The organism is Pseudorhodoferax soli, assembly GCF_003337555.1.
GTDB classification, from domain to species: Bacteria; Pseudomonadota; Gammaproteobacteria; order Burkholderiales; family Burkholderiaceae_C; genus Pseudorhodoferax; species Pseudorhodoferax soli.
On sequence record NZ_QPJK01000001.1, the window covers coordinates 1,432,145 to 1,449,740 of the forward strand.

The 17,596-nt window shown below is 69.0% G+C and carries 15 protein-coding genes and 1 rRNA gene; 6 read left to right on the forward strand and 10 right to left on the reverse strand.

The window, feature by feature from the left end; genetic code table 11:
* The first annotated feature begins 23 nt into the window (after window positions 1–23).
* On the forward strand, window positions 24–1,241 hold the full coding sequence (locus DES41_RS06530; RefSeq protein WP_114466740.1) for a carboxylesterase family protein: 1,218 nt from the start codon (window positions 24–26) through the stop codon (window positions 1,239–1,241).
* An 81-nt stretch (window positions 1,242–1,322) separates the two neighbouring features.
* On the opposite strand, the gene DES41_RS06535 is transcribed toward DES41_RS06530, so the two are convergent.
* From DES41_RS06535 to DES41_RS06570, 8 genes are all read right to left on the reverse strand, one after another.
* Window positions 1,323–2,372 carry an alcohol dehydrogenase gene (locus tag DES41_RS06535; RefSeq protein WP_114466741.1) on the reverse strand — a complete coding sequence of 350 codons (1,050 nt, stop codon included), beginning with the start codon at window positions 2,370–2,372 and terminating at the stop codon, window positions 1,323–1,325.
* 17 nt (window positions 2,373–2,389) lie between these two features.
* Complete coding sequence (locus DES41_RS06540; protein ID WP_114466742.1) at window positions 2,390–3,826, reverse strand: aldehyde dehydrogenase family protein; 1,437 nt, start codon at window positions 3,824–3,826, stop codon at window positions 2,390–2,392.
* Window positions 3,827–3,942: 116 nt separating this feature from the next.
* The gene (gene ychF, locus DES41_RS06545; RefSeq protein WP_114466743.1) at window positions 3,943–5,034 is read right to left on the reverse strand and encodes a redox-regulated ATPase YchF; all 1,092 of its coding nucleotides are present in this window, start codon (window positions 5,032–5,034) and stop codon (window positions 3,943–3,945) included.
* Window positions 5,035–5,080: 46 nt separating this feature from the next.
* Window positions 5,081–5,302: a YbdD/YjiX family protein gene (locus DES41_RS06550; protein WP_170168104.1), complete on the reverse strand. Its 222-nt coding sequence runs from the start codon at window positions 5,300–5,302 to the stop codon at window positions 5,081–5,083.
* Between the two features lie 73 nt (window positions 5,303–5,375).
* Complete coding sequence (locus DES41_RS06555; protein WP_114466744.1) at window positions 5,376–7,433, reverse strand: carbon starvation CstA family protein; 2,058 nt, start codon at window positions 7,431–7,433, stop codon at window positions 5,376–5,378.
* Between the two features lie 108 nt (window positions 7,434–7,541).
* Window positions 7,542–8,165, reverse strand: coding sequence for a response regulator transcription factor (locus DES41_RS06560; RefSeq protein WP_114466745.1), 624 nt, complete (start codon window positions 8,163–8,165; stop codon window positions 7,542–7,544).
* A 73-nt stretch (window positions 8,166–8,238) separates the two neighbouring features.
* Window positions 8,239–9,588 carry a cache domain-containing protein gene (locus DES41_RS06565; protein ID WP_114466746.1) on the reverse strand — a complete coding sequence of 450 codons (1,350 nt, stop codon included), beginning with the start codon at window positions 9,586–9,588 and terminating at the stop codon, window positions 8,239–8,241.
* 19 nt (window positions 9,589–9,607) lie between these two features.
* On the reverse strand, window positions 9,608–10,519 hold the full coding sequence (locus DES41_RS06570; RefSeq protein WP_245965579.1) for an MOSC domain-containing protein: 912 nt from the start codon (window positions 10,517–10,519) through the stop codon (window positions 9,608–9,610).
* Window positions 10,520–10,595: 76 nt separating this feature from the next.
* Between DES41_RS06570 and DES41_RS06575 the strand changes: the two genes are divergently transcribed.
* Genes DES41_RS06575 through DES41_RS06585 form a run of 3 tightly spaced genes read left to right on the forward strand, consistent with a single transcriptional unit; the run spans window position 10,596 to window position 14,457 of the window.
* Window positions 10,596–11,744, forward strand: coding sequence for an FAD-dependent monooxygenase (locus tag DES41_RS06575; RefSeq protein WP_114466869.1), 1,149 nt, complete (start codon window positions 10,596–10,598; stop codon window positions 11,742–11,744).
* Window positions 11,745–11,773: 29 nt separating this feature from the next.
* On the forward strand, window positions 11,774–12,589 hold the full coding sequence (locus DES41_RS06580) for a DsbC family protein (RefSeq protein ID WP_245965580.1): 816 nt from the start codon (window positions 11,774–11,776) through the stop codon (window positions 12,587–12,589).
* Window positions 12,590–12,627: 38 nt separating this feature from the next.
* Window positions 12,628–14,457: a M61 family metallopeptidase gene (locus tag DES41_RS06585; protein ID WP_114466748.1), complete on the forward strand. Its 1,830-nt coding sequence runs from the start codon at window positions 12,628–12,630 to the stop codon at window positions 14,455–14,457.
* 116 nt (window positions 14,458–14,573) lie between these two features.
* Here DES41_RS06585 and DES41_RS06590 read toward each other — a convergent pair whose 3' ends face one another.
* Entirely contained in the window at window positions 14,574–15,551 is a 978-nt protein-coding gene (locus DES41_RS06590; RefSeq protein ID WP_245965581.1) for a Bug family tripartite tricarboxylate transporter substrate binding protein, read from the reverse strand.
* A gap of 212 nt (window positions 15,552–15,763) precedes the next feature.
* On the opposite strand from DES41_RS06590, the gene DES41_RS06595 reads away from it, so the two are divergent.
* Both DES41_RS06595 and DES41_RS06600 read left to right on the forward strand, forming a co-directional pair.
* Window positions 15,764–16,588: a TauD/TfdA dioxygenase family protein gene (locus DES41_RS06595; protein ID WP_114466749.1), complete on the forward strand. Its 825-nt coding sequence runs from the start codon at window positions 15,764–15,766 to the stop codon at window positions 16,586–16,588.
* Between the two features lie 55 nt (window positions 16,589–16,643).
* Window positions 16,644–17,393 carry an IclR family transcriptional regulator gene (locus tag DES41_RS06600; protein ID WP_114466750.1) on the forward strand — a complete coding sequence of 250 codons (750 nt, stop codon included), beginning with the start codon at window positions 16,644–16,646 and terminating at the stop codon, window positions 17,391–17,393.
* A gap of 74 nt (window positions 17,394–17,467) precedes the next feature.
* On the opposite strand, the gene rrf is transcribed toward DES41_RS06600, so the two are convergent.
* Window positions 17,468–17,580: ribosomal RNA gene (rrf, locus tag DES41_RS06605) — 5S ribosomal RNA — on the reverse strand.
* Window positions 17,581–17,596 lie beyond the last annotated feature (16 nt).

Here is a 17,596-nt window from a genome sequence, read left to right on the forward strand (position 1 = left end):
TGAAACCTTCTCATGCCTTGTGCATGCTGGCCCTGGCGGCGCTGACTGCGTGTGGCGGTGGTGACGACGACGACGGTGGTCCGCGCCTGACCGACCTCGCAGTGACAACCAGCGCGCACAGCGGTGAACAGCTGGAACCGGCATTCGACCCGTCGGTGCGGAACTACACGCTGCGGGTGCAAAGCGACATCTTCGGCGTGCTGCTGCAGCCTGTGGCCAATGGAGCGGCGGTGCAGACTTCGGTGACCGCAGCCACCACCGCCGGCGCATACAGCACCACCAACGCCAACACCGATGTCGCCGCACCCGAGGCCGTTCCCCTGGCGCAGACCCTGGGCAACACCGGCTACATGGTCAAGCTGTCGCAGAGCTACGCGGCCTTCGACGTGGAGTATGTGCAGACCGCGACGGTGACGGTGGCCGACCCGGCGTCGGGGGAAGCCGTCAACTACACGGTCAGGATCGTGCGCGACAACGACACGGCCGTCCGCGCCAGGTTCGGGGCCGAGAAGGTGTTCACCGGCGCAGACGGCACCGCCATCAAGTACCACATCTACTACCCGCCGAACTACGCCGCCAGCAGCAAGACCTACCCAGTGGTGCTTGCGATGCACGGTGTCGGCCAACGGGCCGCCGGCGGCCAGCCCGCCGACATGGTGCTCAAGCGCACCAAGCAGGCCACCATCTGGGCGCAGGACTCCGAGGCCAACCCGGCCAAGGAGGCGATCGTCATCGCCCCGCAGGCGAATACCGCCTGGGCCTCGAGCGATCCCGCGGGGGGCTTGTCGGCCGATGGGCAGGCTGCCTACGAGCTGCTGCAGAGCGTCATCGCGACGGAAAAAGCCGATGCATCGCGCATCTACCTCACCGGACTGTCGATGGGCGGCAACGGGGCGCTCCTGATGGCCGAGAGCTACCCCGCCACCTTCGCCGCGGTGTTTCTCCATGCCGCGTGGGCAGGACAACCCAACAGCGCCACCGTGACCGGCGCAGACTACGACTGGGCGGGCATCAAGCAGCACCTTGACGGACGCATTCGCATCGTCGCTGCCGAGGACGATCCCGATGTCAGGCATCCTGCCTATCTGAACCTGGTGAAGCAGCTCACGGACCACGGCATCGGCTTCCAGAACAAGCTGTACCCCACCGGCACCTTCTTCTCGCCGACCGCCCACTTCGTGTGGATCGCAGGCTATGCCGATGCCGCCGCACGCGACTGGGTCTTCAGCCTCAAGAGGTGAAGCCGGCCCCCGTGGCGCTCGCAACTTCGCGCCACGGCAGAAGCGGCAGCGGCCATGCCGCTGCTCTCGGCGCGGCCGTGCCTAGGGATGCAGGATGGTCCGGCCGCGGATGCGGCCCGCGCGCAGGTCGTCCAGCGCCTGGGAGGCCTGCGCCAGCGGCTGGGCCGTGAGCGGCATGGCCGGCAGGCGCCCGGCGCGCGCGATGGCCAGCAGCTCCTGCATCTCGGCCAGGCTGCCGACGTAGGAGCCGACCACGCTGACGGCCTTCATCGTGACCATGGCCGGCACGATGCTGGTGGCGCCGCCGAACAGGCCCACGCAGACCAGCTTGCCGCCCTTGCGCAGCGCGCCGAAGCCGAAATCGAACGAGGCCGGCGCGCCGACGAAGTCCACCGCGGCCGCGACACCGCCACCCGTGGCCTTGACGAGTGCCTTGAGCGCGCCATCGGCGCTCGGGTCGATCAGTTCGCCGGCCCCCGCCTCGCGCGCAACATCCCATTTGCTGCGGTCGAGCTCGACCACGATGGGCGGGCGCTGGAACATTTCGCGCGCGAGCCGGATGCCGGACAGGCCGACGCCGCCCGCGCCGATGATCATCACGGCGTCGCCGGCGCCCGGTGCGTCGATCTTCTTCAAAGCGCCGTAGGCCGTGAGGCCCGAGCAGGCCAGCGTGGCGGCCTGGTCCTCGGGCAGCGGGTCGTAGTCGAGCAGCACGCGCGGGTGCGGCACCATGACGTGGTCGGCGAAGCCGCCGTCGCGGTGCACGCCCAGCGCCTGCGGGGCATTGCACAGCTGCTCGTCGCCCGTGGTGCACAGCGTGCAGCGGCCGCAGCCGATCCAGGGGTAGACCACGCGCCGGTCGCCCACGGCCACGCCACGGGCTTCGGGGCCCACGGCCACCACGGTGCCGGCGATCTCGTGGCCCAGCGTGCGCGGCGGTTGCATGGCACGCGCCATGTCCAGCCGATTGCCGCCGCCCATGTCGAAGTAGCCGTCCTGCAGGTGCACGTCGCTGTGGCACACGCCGCAGCTACCGACCCGCAGCAGCACCTCGCTGCCCTGGGGCTGCGGCGTCTCGCGGATGACCTGGGCCAGCGGCTTGCCGAAGGTGTCGATCTGGTAACTCAGCATGGCTTCTCCATCCTTGTTCAAGCGGGCGCCTTGGGCGCGAACCCCAGCATGGCCTTGACCTCCAGGAACTCGCCGAGGGCGTGGTCGCCCCACTCGCGCCCGTTGCCGGACTGCTTGAAGCCGCCGAACGGCGCCGTCAGGTCGATCGCGGCGCTGTTGATGTTGACCTGGCCGGCGCGCAGGCGCGATGCGACATCGCGCGTGGCCTCGGGATCGGTTCCCGACACGTAGGCCGCCAGGCCATAGGGCGTGTCGTTGCCGATCTCCACGGCCTCGTCCACCGTGTCGTAGCCCAGGATGGTCAGCACCGGGCCGAAGATCTCCTCGCGCGCCACCGTCATCTGGTTGTTGACGCCAGCCAGTACCGTGGGCTTGACGTAGTACCCCACCTCCAGTCCCGCCGGCTTGCCCGGGCCGCCGGCGACCACGGTCGCGCCTTCGGCGATGCCCTGGTGGATCAGCGTCTGGATCTTGTCCCATTGCGTGGCCGAGATCACCGGGCCGAGGTGTGCGCCGCTGTCGGGCGCGCCCACCGTGGTGGCCTCGGCGACCTGCCTGGCGATGGCCAGCGCCTCGGCCATGCGCGCGTTCGGCACCAGCATGCGGGTGGGCGCGTTGCAGGACTGGCCGGAGTTGTTCATCACGCTGCGCACGCCAGACGTGATGGCGCGCTTGAAGTCTGCATCCGGCAGGATCACGTTGGGCGACTTGCCGCCAAGCTCCTGGTGCACGCGCTTGACGGTGGGCGCCGCATTGCGGGCCACCTCGACACCGGCGCGCGTGGAGCCCGTGAACGAGACCATGTCCACCTCCGGGTGCGAGGACAGCGCCGCGCCCACCGTGGGCCCGTCGCCGTTGACGAGGTTGAACACCCCGGCCGGTACGCCGGCAGCGTCCATGACCTCGGTCCAGATCTGCCCCGAGAACGGTGCGATCTCCGAGGGCTTGAGCACCATGGTGCAGCCCACGGCCAGCGCGGGCGCGACCTTGCAGGCGATCTGGTTGACGGGCCAGTTCCAGGGCGTGATGAAGCCGCACACGCCGATGGGCTCCTTGACCAGCAGCGTGCTGCCACGCTGCTCCTTGAACGCGTAGCCCTTGAGCACCTGCAGTGCGGTCTTCAGGTGCGCGAGGCCCATGGCGGCCTGGGCATCGCGCGCCAGTGCCACGGGGGCGCCCATCTCCTCGGTGATGGCTGCGGCGACGTCGTCATAGCGCTTCTTGTACTCGCCGACCACACGCTCGAGCAGCGCGACGCGCTCGTCGACGCTGCTGCGGGAATAGCTGGCGAAGGCCGTGCGCGCGGCCTGGACGGCGCGGTCCACGTCGGCCGCGCTGCCCATGGAGATGCGGCCCGCCGGGCGCTCCGTGGCCGGGTCGATCACGTCGATGCTCTTGGGCGTCGCGGGGTCGACCCACTGACCGCCGATGTAGAACTTCAGATAGTCGCGCATGTCTCCAGCTCCTGGTGTGGACGTCGGTGTTGAGAATCCCTTGCGTTCAAGAGCGTACAACGGCCGTCCACGGTCCAGGCAGGTGCGCAGTCCCGGTGGCGACTGCCACCCAGGGCTCAGCTGCTGAACAGGAAGTTCATCACGTCGCCATCCTTCACGACGTACTCCTTGCCTTCGGCGCGCATCTTGCCCGCGTCCTTCGCGCCCTGCTCGCCCTTGAAGGCGATGTAGTCGTCGAAGGCGATGGTCTGGGCGCGGATGTAGCCCTTCTCGAAATCGCCGTGGATCACGCCGGCAGCCTGCGGGCCGGTGTCGCCGATGTGGATGGTCCAGGCGCGCACTTCCTTCACGCCGGCCGTGAAGTAGGTCTGCAGGCCCAGGAGCTTGTAGGCGGCGCGGATGAGGCGGTTCAGGCCGGGCTCGTCCTGGCCGATCTCGGCCAGGAACATCTTCTTGTCCTCGTCGTCCATCTCGGACAACTCGGCCTCGATCTTGGCGCAGATGGCGACGACCGGCGCGCCCTGCTTGTTGGCGTACTCGGTCAGGCGGTCGAGGAAGGGGTTGTTCTCGAAACCGTCCTCGGCCACGTTGGCCACGAACATGGCGGGCTTGGCCGTGATCAGGCTGAAGGTCTTGACCAGCGGGCGCTCTTCCTTGCTGAAGTCGAGTGCGCGCACGGGCGTGTTCTCGTTCAGCGCGGCCTGGCAGCGTTCCAGCAGGGCCACCAGCTTCTGCGCGTCCTTGTCGCCCGAGCGGGCCACCTTGGTGTGGCGGTGCAGTGCCTTCTCGACCGTGGCGAGGTCGGCCAGGCACAGCTCGGTCTGGATGACCTCGATGTCGGAGATCGGGTCGACCTTGCCGGCCACGTGGATCACGTTCGGGTCTTCGAAGCAGCGCACCACGTTGACGGTGGCGTCCGTCTCGCGGATGTGGGCCAGGAACTTGTTGCCCAGGCCTTCGCCCGTGCTGGCACCGGCCACCAGGCCGGCGATGTCGACGAACTCGACGATGGCCGGCACGATGCGCTCGGGCTGGACGATCTCGGCCAGCTGCGCCAGGCGCGGATCGGGCACCTCGACCACGCCGGTGTTGGGCTCGATGGTGCAGAACGGGTAGTTCTCAGCCGCGATGCCGGCCTTGGTCAGCGCGTTGAAGAGGGTGGACTTGCCCACGTTGGGCAGGCCCACGATGCCGCATTGGAGGCTCATGGCAGGGCTTTCAGCTGGATTCGGGAGAACCCGCGATTTTAGGCGGTCAGCAGCAACGGCCCTTACCCGCGCCGTAGCGCGCCTCCAGGCGCTCCCGGAAGAAGGCCTCGTAGTCCATGGGCGCCCGGTCCGGGTGGGTCGCTGCCATGTGCGTGAGATAGGTGTCGTAGTCGGGCAGGCCGACCATGAGCCGCAGCGATTGCCCCACCGCGCGGGCCGAGCGCGCGAGGTAGCGCCCGGCCTGCGGCAGCGTCTCTTGCAGGTTCATTGGTTCCCCCTTCGGCCTGCGGCCCGTCCCCCCGTGGGGGAGCGAGCTTGCTTGGGGCGGCCCGGCGCGGCGCTCATCGCGCCGCCAGCGCTTCGTACGGCGTCTCGTGTGTCGTCGGCCGGTTGTTCGCGCGCGCCGCCAGGCAGGCCTTCACGCTGTAGACCAGCACGCTCAGCACCACGAAGATGAACAGCGCGCAGAGCGCGGCGTCCAGCCGGTCGTTGAAGACGATGCGGGCCATGGCCTCGGGCGTCTTGGCGGGTGCCACCAGCACGCCGTTGGCCAGGCCTTCGGAGTACTTGGCCGCGTGCGCCAGGAAGCCGATCTTGGGGTCGGCCGAGAAGATCTTCTGCCAGCCGGCGGTCAGCGTGCAGGCCAGCAGCCAGGCGGCCGGCGCGATGGCGACCCAGGCGTAGCGCTCGCGCTTCATGCGGAACAGCACGACCACGCCCAGCATCAGCGCCACCGCCGCGAGCATCTGGTTGGAGATGCCGAACAGCGGCCACAGCGTGTTGATGCCGCCCAGCGGATCGACCACGCCCTGGTAGAGGAAGTAGCCCCAGGCCGCCACGCACAGCGCCGTGGCCAAGAGGTTGGCCGGCAATGAATCGGTGCGCTTGAGAGCAGGCACGAAGCTGCCCAGGAGGTCTTGCAGCATGAAGCGGCCGGCGCGGGTGCCGGCGTCCACGGCCGTCAGGATGAACAGCGCCTCGAACAGGATGGCGAAGTGGTACCAGAAGGCCATCATGGCCTGGCCGCCGATGACCTGGTGCAGGATGTGCGCCATGCCCACGGCCAGCGTGGGCGCGCCGCCGGCACGGCCGAGGATGGTGGTCTCGCCCACGTCCTTGGCGGTCTGCACCAGCATCTCGGGCGTGACGGCGAAGCCCCAGCTGGAGATCACCTGGGCCACGGCCTCGGGCGTGCTGCCGACCAGCGCGGCCGGGCTGTTCATCGCGAAGTAGATGCCGGGCTCGATGCACGAGGCCGCCACCAGCGCCATGATGGCGACGAAGGATTCGGCCAGCATGCCGCCATAGCCGATGTAGCGCGCATGGCGTTCGTTGTCCAGCATCTTGGGCGTGGTGCCCGAGGAGATCAGCGCGTGGAAGCCCGACACCGCGCCGCAGGCGATGGTGATGAACAGGAACGGGAACATGTTGCCCGACCAGACCGGGCCGTTGCCCTGCGCGAACTGCGTGAGCGCGGGCATCTGCAGCTGCGGGCTGACCCACACGATGCCGATGGCCAGCGCGATGATGGTGCCGATCTTGAGGAAGGTGGAGAGGTAGTCGCGCGGCGCCAGCAGCAGCCACACGGGCAGGCTGGCGGCGACGAAGCCGTAGCCGATCAGCATCCAGGTGAGCGCCTTGCCGTCGAAGGTGAACAGCGGGCCCCAGACCGGGTCGGCGCTGACGGCCTGGCCGCCGAAGATGGCGGCCATCAGCAGCACGAAGCCGATGACGGAGACCTCGCCGATGCGGCCGGGCCGGATGTAGCGCAGGTACACGCCCATGAACAGCGCCACCGGAATCGTGGCCGCCACCGTGAAGGTGCCCCACGGCGATTCGGCCAGTGCCTTGACCACGATCAGCGCCAGCACCGCGAGGATGATGACCATGATCATGAAGGTGCCGAACAGCGCGATCATGCCGGGCACCGTGCCCATCTCCTGCTTGACCAGATCGCCCAGCGAGCGGCCGTCGCGGCGCGTGGAGATGAACAGGATGATGAAGTCCTGCACGGCGCCGGCGAAGACCACGCCGGCCAGGATCCACAGCATCCCAGGCAGGTAGCCCATCTGCGCGGCCAGCACGGGGCCGACCAGCGGGCCGGCGCCGGCGATGGCGGCGAAGTGGTGGCCGAATAGCACGTTCTTGTCGGTCGGCACGTAGTCCAGGCCGTCGTTGTGGCGGTGCGCGGGGGTCTTGCGGTTGCCGTCCAGGCCCAGCACCTTGTCGGCGATGAACAGGCTGTAGTAGCGGTAGGCGATCAGGTAGGTGCAGATCGCCGCAGTGACGATCCACAGTGCGTTGATGCTCTCGCCGCGCGAAAGGGCCACGGTGCCAAGCGCGAATGCGCCGACCACGGCCACGGCCAGCCACACCAGGTGGCGACGGATGGTGTCCATGCGGATGTCTCCTCGAAGATGAAGGCCCGCAGTGTTCCGCAGGGACACGTACGCCGCATCCGTCGCAGCGCGGAGGTGGCCTACGCGCGGCCACCTAAGCACAAACCCTTATTTCGGGCCAGTGTGCTCCACGGCGTAGCGGATCAGCTCGGCCAGGCTGTCGATGCCCAGGCGCCGCTTGATGCTCTGGCGGTGCGCCTCGACCGTGCGCACGCTGAGGCCCAGCGTGCGGGCGATCTGCTTGCTCGGCTCGCCACGGCCCAGCGCGGCCAGGATCTCGGACTCGCGCGGCGTCAGCAGCGGGCGCGGCTCGGCACGCCGGAACAGCTTGCGCGAGACGGCCGGCGAGAGGAAGGTGCCGCCGGCGGCCGCGGCCTCGATGGCGGCCACGATCTCGGCCGCCGGCGCGTCCTTGAGCACATAGCCGCGTGCGCCCAGTTGCAGCGCCTGCTGCACGTACTCGGGGTTGTCGTACATGCTCAGCATGACGATGTGGGGCGGCTGTGCGCGCTGCAGCACGCGCGCGGCCAGCTCCAGGCCGTTCATGTCCTTCATGCCCACGTCCATGAGCAAGAGGTCGGGCGCGGCGGCGTCGAGCTGCGCCAGCGCCTCGGCCGCGCTGCCGGCCTCTCCGACCACCGTGATCCAGGGCACGGACGCGAGCCGCGCACGCAGGCCGTCGCGCACCAAAGGGTGGTCGTCGACGAGGAACAGGCGCACAGGCTGGTGCACTACGACACCCTTCGGCCTGCGGCCTGTCCCGCCGAGCGGGAGCGCGCTTGCTTGGGGCGGCCCGGCGCTGCGCTCATACGGACGTTGGCAGTTCGGCGTCGATGGTGGTCGCGCCGGGTTCGGAATGCAGGTGCAGCCGGCCGCCCACGGCGGCCATGCGCTCGCGCATGTTGCGCAGGCCGATGCCGCGGCGCGCGTCGTCCTGCACGGCCAGCACATCGAAGCCCTGCCCGTCGTCGTGCACTTGCAGGCGCACGCTGGCGGCGTCGAAGCGCAGCGCCAGCGTCACACGGTGCGCGCCGGCCGCATGCTTGTGCACATTGGTCAGCGCCTCCTGCGCGACGCGGAACAGGGCCGTCTTGGCCTCGGCCGGCAGCTCGCGCGGCGTGCCTTCGACCAGCGCCTCGGCCTGGATGCCGCCCTGGTCGTCGAACTCCTGCGCCAGCCGCTCCAGTGCGGCCGGCAGGCCCAGTTGGTCCAGCAACGCAGGCCGCAGCCGGTGCGACAGGCCGCGCACCTCGTGCAGTGCGGCGTTCAGGCGCTGCAAGGCCTTGGCCAGGGCGGGCGGCGGCACGGGCGCAGCGAGCGCGTCGACATAGGACTCGATCTGCAGCTTGACGGCGACGAGCGCCTGGCCGGTGCCGTCGTGCAGTTCGCGCGCGAGGTGGCCGCGCTCGTCCTCCTGCGACTGCACGACGCGGCGCGCGAGCAGGCGCAGCTTGGCCTCGGCCGTGCGGTGCTCGCTGAGGTTGAGCAGCAGGCCGGCTGCGCTGACGGCAGCCAGGCACAGCGCGGCGATGCCCGCGATCCACAGCAGCGTAGCGGCCACGTTGGCGTTCATCTGCCGGTCCATGGCCGACAGGGTGGCCTGGATGTCGTCCAGGTACAGGCCGGTGCCGACCATCCAGCCCCAGCGCGGCAGCAGCGTCACGTAGCCGAGCTTGGGCGCGAGCTGCTCGCTGGAAGGCTTGCGCCATTCGTACTCGACTAGGCCGCCGCCGGGCTGCTGCGCGCCACGCAGCAGATCCTGGATGGTGTAGCGGCCCGCGGAGTCGCGCAGATCCCAGAGCGAGCGGCCGACCAGTTCGGGCTGGCGCGAATGCATGAGCGAGCGCCCCTCCAGGTCGTAGACGAAGAAGTAGCCGTCGCTGCCGTAGTCCAGCGCCGCCAGGCGGCGCAGCGCTTCGGCGCGGGTGGCCTCGTCCTGGCGGCTGCTGTCGTAGAGCGGCTGCACGGTGCTGAGCGCCAGCGCCACGTAGCTGCGCAACTCGCTGCGGCGCTGCGCCATGTGGCTTTGCTCGATCAGCGTGCGCTCGCGCAGCGCGAGGTCGCGCTCCTGGTAGCGCACCGCGAGCGTGACCAGCACCAGGGCCACCAGCAGCGGCAAGGCGGCCAGCGTGACGATCTTGGTGCGCAGCTGCATGGGCCGCAGCCTGGTGGGCTCAGTCGAAGCGGTAGTCGGCCGCGGCCGGCTGGCCCGGGCGCAGCGCGAAGTCGATGCCGTCCAGCAGGATGGCGTTCATGCCGAAGGCGATGGCACCGTCCACGGCGGGGTGGGCGCGGTAGGCCTGCATGGTGTCGCCGACCTCGGGGCTGGAAAGGGCCGTGGCCGGGTCGATGTTGGGGATCGGGCAGCGCGGGCAGGGCTTGACCAGGCGCAGCCGCGCCGCGCCTTCGCTCGTGGCGATCAGCAGCTCGCCGAAGTTGTCCTCGTCGTGCGCGTCCACGCCGTCCAGCACGATGTTGGGGCGGAAGCGCTCGATGCCCACGGCCGCGTGGCCAGCAGCCCCCAGGCGTGCGTTGAGGCCGTCCAGCGCGGACTGGCTCAGCACCAGCACGGGAAATCCGTCGGAGAACTGGTTCTGCGCATCGACCTCGCCGGTCCAGCGCTTGTTGGACAGGCGCTGGTGCTCGGGGTCGAACCGCACCAGGCGCAGCTTTTGGGCGGGCGCGCCGGCCGGACGCTCGCTGTTCAGGAAATCGCTGAACCACTGGGCCGCCACATCGCCCATGTCGTAGGCCTTCACGCGGTCTTTCCAGACGGTGACCTCGCAGGGCTCCTCCACGGCACCGAGCGCAATGTGCAGGGCCAGCATGCCCGGGGCGCGCAGCACCATCTCCGAGTGCTTGAGCCTAGGCTGGATCAGCGCCATGCGCGGCAGCTCGCGCTGCGTGAGGAAGCGGCCCTCGGCGTCGACGACCATCCAGGCGCGGTCGAATTCGAGGCCGGTCTCGGTCAGCAGCACCTCGTCCACTTCGACGCCGGCGCAGGATTTCACCGGGTAGACGAACAGCCGCGCGACGCGGGCTTGCACGTCGCGGGCAGACAGGTCGGCAGCGAAATCGGAAGACATGGCGGAAGACATGGCAGGGAGAGGGCTGAGCGGTGGAGCGCGCATTGTGCCCAAGGGCGACTCCTACAATCCCGCGATGCCCTCCCCTCAAGCTTTCGACATCTGCGTGCGCGGCGGCGGCATCGTCGGCCGCACGCTGGCCCTGCTGCTGGCCCGCGAGCGGCTGCACGTGGCGCTGGTGCAGCCGGCCACGCCCCGCCAGGGCGAATCGTCCGACGTGCGGGCCTATGCGCTCAACGCGGCTTCGCGCCAGCTGCTCGAAGGCCTGCGCTGCTGGCCCGATCCGGCGCAGGCCACGGCCGTGCAGGCCATGCAGGTCTTCGGCGACGACGGCGGTGAGGTGAACTTCGACGCCGCACGCCAGGGCCGCGGCATGCCGCTGGCCTGGATCGTCGACGTGGCCGCGCTGGAGACGAGGCTGGCCGAGGCGGTGCGCTACCAGCCGCAGATCGAGGTGCTGGAGCACCCGCCGGCATCGGCCGCGCTGACCGTGGTCTGCGAAGGCCGGGCGAGCAGCACGCGCGCCGAGCTCGGCGTGGCCTACGACACCCATGTCTACGGCCAGACCGCCATCGCCACGCGGCTGCAGTGCGAGCGCCCGCACGGCCAGGTGGCGCGGCAGTGGCTGCTGCAGGGCGAGGTGATGGCCCTGCTGCCCATGGCCGGCGCCGAGGGCCACCAAGTGGCCGTGGTCTGGTCGGTGCCGCAGGAACGCGCCGCCGCCACGCTGGCGCTGGACGACGCGGCCTTCGCGCAGGCCTTGGAACAGATCAGCAACGGCGCGCTGGGCGCACTGCAGGTGGCCGGCGAGCGCGCAGCGTGGCCGCTGCAGTTGGCGCAGGCCCGGCATTTCGTCGGTACGCAGGGCGCGGCCGAGGGCCTGGCCGGCGCCTGGGTGCTGGCCGGCGACGCCGCGCACACCGTGCACCCCTTGGCCGGCCAGGGCCTGAACCTGGGCCTGGGCGACGCAGCCGAACTGGTGGCCCAGCTGCGCGCACGCGAGGGCTGGCGCAGCGTGGGCGATCTGCGCGTGCTGCGCCGCTACGAGCGCGCGCGCAAGACGGCGCTGGCCAGCATGCGCCTGGCCACCGACGGGCTGCAGCAGCTGTTCGCGCACAATGCACCGGCCTGGCAGGGCCTGCGCAACTGGGGCATGAACGGCTTCGAACGCAGCGGCCCGCTCAAGCGCTGGATCGCGCGCCAGGCTATGGGTGTGAACGGCTGAACACGCCGACATTGCAGAAGGACTTCCACGTGACAAACCGATTCCTGCGGCCCCAGGCCGCCCTCGCCGCCCTGGCCATGGCCGTGCTGCTGCCGGCTTGCGGCAAGAGCGACGCCCCGGCCGCTGCCGCGACGCAAGCTGCACCGGTCGTGGCGGCGGCGGCCGCCCCCGCAGCGCCGGCCAACGCGGAGGCCAACATCCGCCAGGTGCTGGCGCAACGGCTGCCGCAGCTGCCTGCCATCGAGGAAGTCACGGCCAGCCCGCTGCCTGGCCTGTACGAAGTGCGGCTGGCCGGTGCCGAGATCGTCTATGCCGATGCGCAGGGCAACTTCCTGCTGCAAGGCCAGATTTTCGACACGCAGCAGCGCCGCAACCTGACCGAAGACCGCATCAACAAGCTCACGGCGCTGGACTTCAAGGAGCTGCCGCTCAAGGACGCGTTCAAGCTGGTGCGCGGCGACGGCAAGCGCAAGATGGCGGTGTTCGTGGACCCGAACTGCGGCTACTGCAAGCGCTTCGAGCGGGACATGGAAAAGATCGACAACGTGACGATCTACCTGTATCTCTACCCCATCCTGGGCGCGGACTCGGTCGCCAAGGCGCAGCACATCTGGTGCGCCAAGGACCAGGCCAAGACCTGGTCGGACTGGATGGTGCGCAACCAGGCGATTCCGTCGGCCGAGTGCGATGCCGCGCCGGTGGCGCGCAACGTGGCGCTGGGCCGCAAGCACAAGATCACGGGCACGCCCACGCTGTTGTTCACCGATGGCACGCGCGTGCCGGGCGCGATGCCGCTGGACGAAGTCGAGAAGCTGCTGGCCGCGGCGTCTTCGCGCAAGTCCTGAAGCCGCAGGGCGCCTCGGGCGTCCTGTATTCTCGGCTTATGCCGACGACTTCCCCCTCTCCTGCGCCGGCGCGCAAAGCCGCCTCCGCAGACCTCCACCACGACACGCCGGCGATCGCCTACCGGGTCGAACTGGCCGACCTGCATGCCCACCTGTACCGCGTCACGCTGACGGTGCAGGCGCCACTGGCGCAGCAGCGCGTCTCGCTGCCGGTGTGGATTCCGGGCAGCTACATGGTGCGCGAGTTCTCCAAGCACTTGCAGCAGCTCGAGGCCCACCAGGGCCGCCGCGTGGTGGATTGCCGGCAGCTCGACAAGAACAGCTGGGACCTCACGGCCGAGCCGGGCAAGCCGCTGGTGCTGCGCTACCTGGTGCACGCGCACGACACCTCGGTGCGCACGGCCTTCCTGGACGCCGCGCGGGGCTTCTTCAATGCCACCAGCCTGTGCCTGCGCGTGCATAGCCAGGAGGCCCAGCCGCACGGCCTGGAACTGGTGGCTTCGCGCCAGGCCGCAGGCTGGTCCGTGGCCACGGGCCTCACGCCCAGCCAGGTCGACGCGGCCGGCTTCGGCCACTACCTGGCGGCGGACTACGACGAACTGGCCGACTGCCCGTTCGAGCTCGGCGCCTTCTGGCATGGCGACTTCAAGGCCGGCGGCATCGCCCACCGCTTCGTCGTGGCCGGCGCCCCGCCCTCCTTCGATGGCAACCGCTTGCTGCAGGACGCACAGAAGATCTGCGAGGAGCAGATCCGCTTCTGGCATGCGCAAGGCGCCAGCAAGCCACCGCACAAGCGCTATGTGTTCCTGCTCAATGCCATGGACGACAGCTATGGCGGGCTGGAGCACCGCAATTCCACAGCGCTGGTCTGCAGCCGCCGCGACCTGCCGCGCCGCGACGAGGCGGGTGGCGAGTCCGCACGCCAGGCCGAGGGCTACACCACGCTCCTGGGGCTGATCAGCCACGAGTACTTCCACACCTGGAACGTCAAGCGGCTGCGCCCCGCGGAGTTTGCGCAGTACCACTATGACGCCGAGCAGTACACGCAGCTGCTGTGGTTCTTCGAGGGCTTCACGAGCTACTACGACGACCTGATGCTGCGCCGCTGCGGCCTGCTGGACAACGCCGGCTACGTGAAGCTGCTCAACAAGACCATCAACCAGGTCATGCAGACGCCGGGCCGGCTGGTGCAATCGGTGGCCGAGGCCAGCATGGACGCCTGGGTCAAGTACTACCGCACCGACGCCAACACGCCCAACGCCACCGTGAGCTACTACGCCAAGGGCGCCCTGGTGGCACTGTGCTTCGACCTCACACTGCGCGCCGAGGGCCACGGCACGCTGGACGATGTGATGCAACGCCTGTGGACGCACTGCGCGGCCGGCCCCATGTCGGAGGCGGACTTCGCCGCGGCGCTGGCCGAAGTCGGGGGCCGCCCTTTCGACGCGGAGATTGCGGCCTGGGTCCATGGTCGCGACGACCTTCCTTTGCGCGAGCTGCTGGAACGCCACGGCGTGGCCGTGCACGACGACCCGGCGCAGCTGGCCCAGCGCCTGGGCCTGCGCGTGAGCGAGCAGAACGGCGTGCAGGTCAAGGTGGTGCTGCGCGGTGGCGCTGCCGAACAGGCGGGCCTGGCGGCCGACGACGAGTGGCTGGGCGTGGAGACCGAGAACGAAGGCTGGCGCCTGAGCCGCCTGGACGACCTGGCGCTCTACACAGGCCGCACGCGCAACGTCACGGCGCTGGTGGCACGCGACAGGCGCCTGCTGCGCCTGCGGCTGGAGCTGCCCGCGCCGCAGGACGGCAAGACCTGGCGTCTGGCGATCCAGAACGCCCAGCCGGTCGACGCCTGGCTCGCGGCGGCCTGAGGCGGCCCGGCTTGTCCCTGCCATCTGTGGACATCCCTGGGGACAGCCGCTGAACGGCTGCGCCATCGCGAGCGCCCATGCGGGCCCGCGCTGCGCTGCCTGTTCTTTGGGCAGTGTCAATCGACCTTGGCACCAGAGGCGCGCACCACGGCACCCCACTTCTCGATATCGGCCGCGAGGATGGCAGTGAACTCGGCCTGCGAGGTCGCGTAGGGCTCGGCACCCTGGGCTGCAAAGCGCTCCGCCATCTCGGGCTGGCGCAGCAGCGCATTGACGTCGCTGTTGATGCGCTCCACGAGCTCGCGCGGCATGTTCCTGTGAGCCATCAGGCCAAACCAGGGGTTCACGTCGAAGCCCGGCAGGCCGCTCTCGGCCACCGTGGGAATGCTGGCGAACGCCGGGGCGCGCTTGGCGCTGGTGACCGCAATGGGTTGCAGGGCCGCGGTCTTGATCTGGCCCGCCACCGAGGGCAGGCTCGTGAAGACCACGTCGATCTGGCCGCCCAGCAGGTCCTGCAGCGCCGGCGCCGCGCCGCGGTAGGGCACGTGGACAAGTTCGACCTTGGCGGCGCGCGCGAACATCTCACCCAACAGGTGGTTGACCGAGCCATTGCCGGCTGAACCGTAGGTCACGCGGCCGGCGCGGGCGGCGTCGGCCAGCGCACCGGCCGTCTTGAAGGGCGTGCCCGCCTTGGCCACGACCACGAAGGGCACCGTGGCCAGCGTGGCCACCGGCACGAAGTCGCGCCCGGGATCGAACGGCAGGTTTTTGTACAGCGCGCCGTTGATGGCCTGTGTGCCCACATAGGTCATGAGCAGCGTGTAGCCGTCGGCGGGCGCGGCCAGTACGGCTTCCATGCCCACATTGCCGCCAGCGCCGGCCCGGTTCTCGACCACCACGGGCTGGCCCCACTTCTCCGACAGCTTCTGGCCCACGATGCGCGCCAGCGCATCCGACGCACCGCCGGGCGTTTGCGGTACCACGATCTTCACGGGCCGCGCGGGGTAGGTCTGGGCCAGCGTGGGCGCGGGCTGGGTGAACAGGGCCAGCAGCGCAACGGCGGCCAGCGATTTCAGGAACATCTTCTTGTGCATGCGCACTCCGCAGTCGACAAGCGACGCAGTACAACAGGGCGCCGGTGGCCCTTCAAGCGGGAAATCCTGGCCCGCCCTGTTCAGCCGGCCGAACAACCCGCAGATATCGCGTGAACCGCGGTGCCACGCAGGCGCCAGTGTTCCGCCGGTCGAACATCCGGGCCGCCGCTGCCGCTAGAGTGCGGAGGCACCGCAAACCGCCCGAGACCACCATGCAGATCAAGAGAACCGCCGGCGCCCTGGGCGCAGAACTCCAGGGCCTGAACCTGGCCGCCGACCTCACGCCGGCAGTGGCGTCCGAAGTCCGCCAGGCGCTGCTGGCACACCAGGTCATCTTCATCAAGAACCAGGAGCTGACGCCGGCCCAGTTCTTGAGGTTTGCGCAAGCCATGGGCCAGCCCGTGGAGTACCCGTTCGTCAAGGGCCTGGAGGGCTTCCCGACCATCATCGAGGTCAAGAAGCTCGAGCACGAGAAGCACAACTTCGGCGGCGTCTGGCATTCGGACACCACCTATCTCGAAGAGCCGCCGATGGGCTCCATGTTGCTGTCGCGCCAGGTGCCGCCCTACGGCGGCGACACCTTGTTTGCAAGCCAGTACGCGGCCTACGAGGCACTGTCGCCGACCATGCAGAAACTGCTGGCGCCGCTGGTGGGCATCAGCAGCTCAGCCAAGGCTGACGTGAGCAAGACGCGCGAAGACCGGATCAAGACCGACGGCAGGCAAGAAGCGCCCAAGGAATACCGCGCCGAGCATCCCGTCGTGCGCACGCACCCGGAAACCGGGCGCAAGGCCTTGTTCGTGAACGTCGCGCACACGGCGGGCATCGTGGGCATGACGGAGGAGGAGAGTGCACCGCTACTCCGCTTTTTGTTCGAGCACCAGATCCGACCCGAATTCACCTGTCGCTTCAACTGGGAGGCCAACGCCATTGCGTTCTGGGACAACCGCTGCGTGCAGCACAACCCCGTCAACGACTACCACGGGCACCGCCGCGTAATGCACCGCATCACGCTGCAGGGCGACAAGCCTGTCTGAGAGCATCCAGCATGGAAGATCGTGCGATCATTTTTCGATCTTCCCAGGAGCGTGCATGGCAGAAGGCAGGGGTGCGGTCGATCGCGTCATCGACATCTTCGAGGTATTCCGGCAGGGCCAACGGCCACTATCGCTGACCGAACTCGCTGCCGCCGCACGCATGCCCAAGAGCAGTTGCCACGCCATCGTCGGCACACTGATCGCCCGCGGTTATCTCTACACGCTGGAACATCCGCGTGCGCTCTATCCGACGCAGCGCTTGCTGGACGTGGCACACGACATCGTGGCCGGTGACCCGTTCCTCGAGCATGTGCTGCCACGGCTGGAGGAGCTGCGGGATGCTTCGACGGAGACGGTCATCCTCGGCAAACGCCAAGGTGGACGCGTGGTGTATTTGCAGGTGCTGGAGGGACTGCACCCCATCCGCTACTCGGCCAACCCAGGCGACCTCAAGCCGCTGCATTCCAGTGCGATCGGCAAAGCCTTGCTGGGCGCACAAAAGGAAGCGGCCCTGCGCAGGTGGGCTGCAGACCAGAGCCTGCATCGCGTGACGGCCGCCACGATCTGCGATCCCGACCGCCTGGTGGCCGACGTGCTGCAAAGCCGGCAAGCCGGGTTTTTTCAAACACGCGGCGAGAACGTAGAGGATGTCTGGGCCGTCGCCGCATTCTTCACCGCTGGCCGAGAAACCCTCGCCATTGGCTTGGCAGGCCCCAAACACCGCATGCAGGACAGCGTGCTCTCATGCGCCCAGCAATTGGTGACCACCTGCAGTCTGGTGGCGCGTCAATTCAAGAATGCCTGACAACACTCACGAATCGAAGGTCCAAGTAAAAACGCCCCAACCTCTTGGAGGTTGGGGCGTTTTCGGCTGTAGGAGCCTGACGATGACCTACTTTCACACGGGAACCCACACTATCATCGGCGCAAAGTCGTTTCACTGTCCTGTTCGGGATGGGAAGGAGTGGTACCAACTTGCTATGGTCATCAGGCATAACTTGTTGCTGC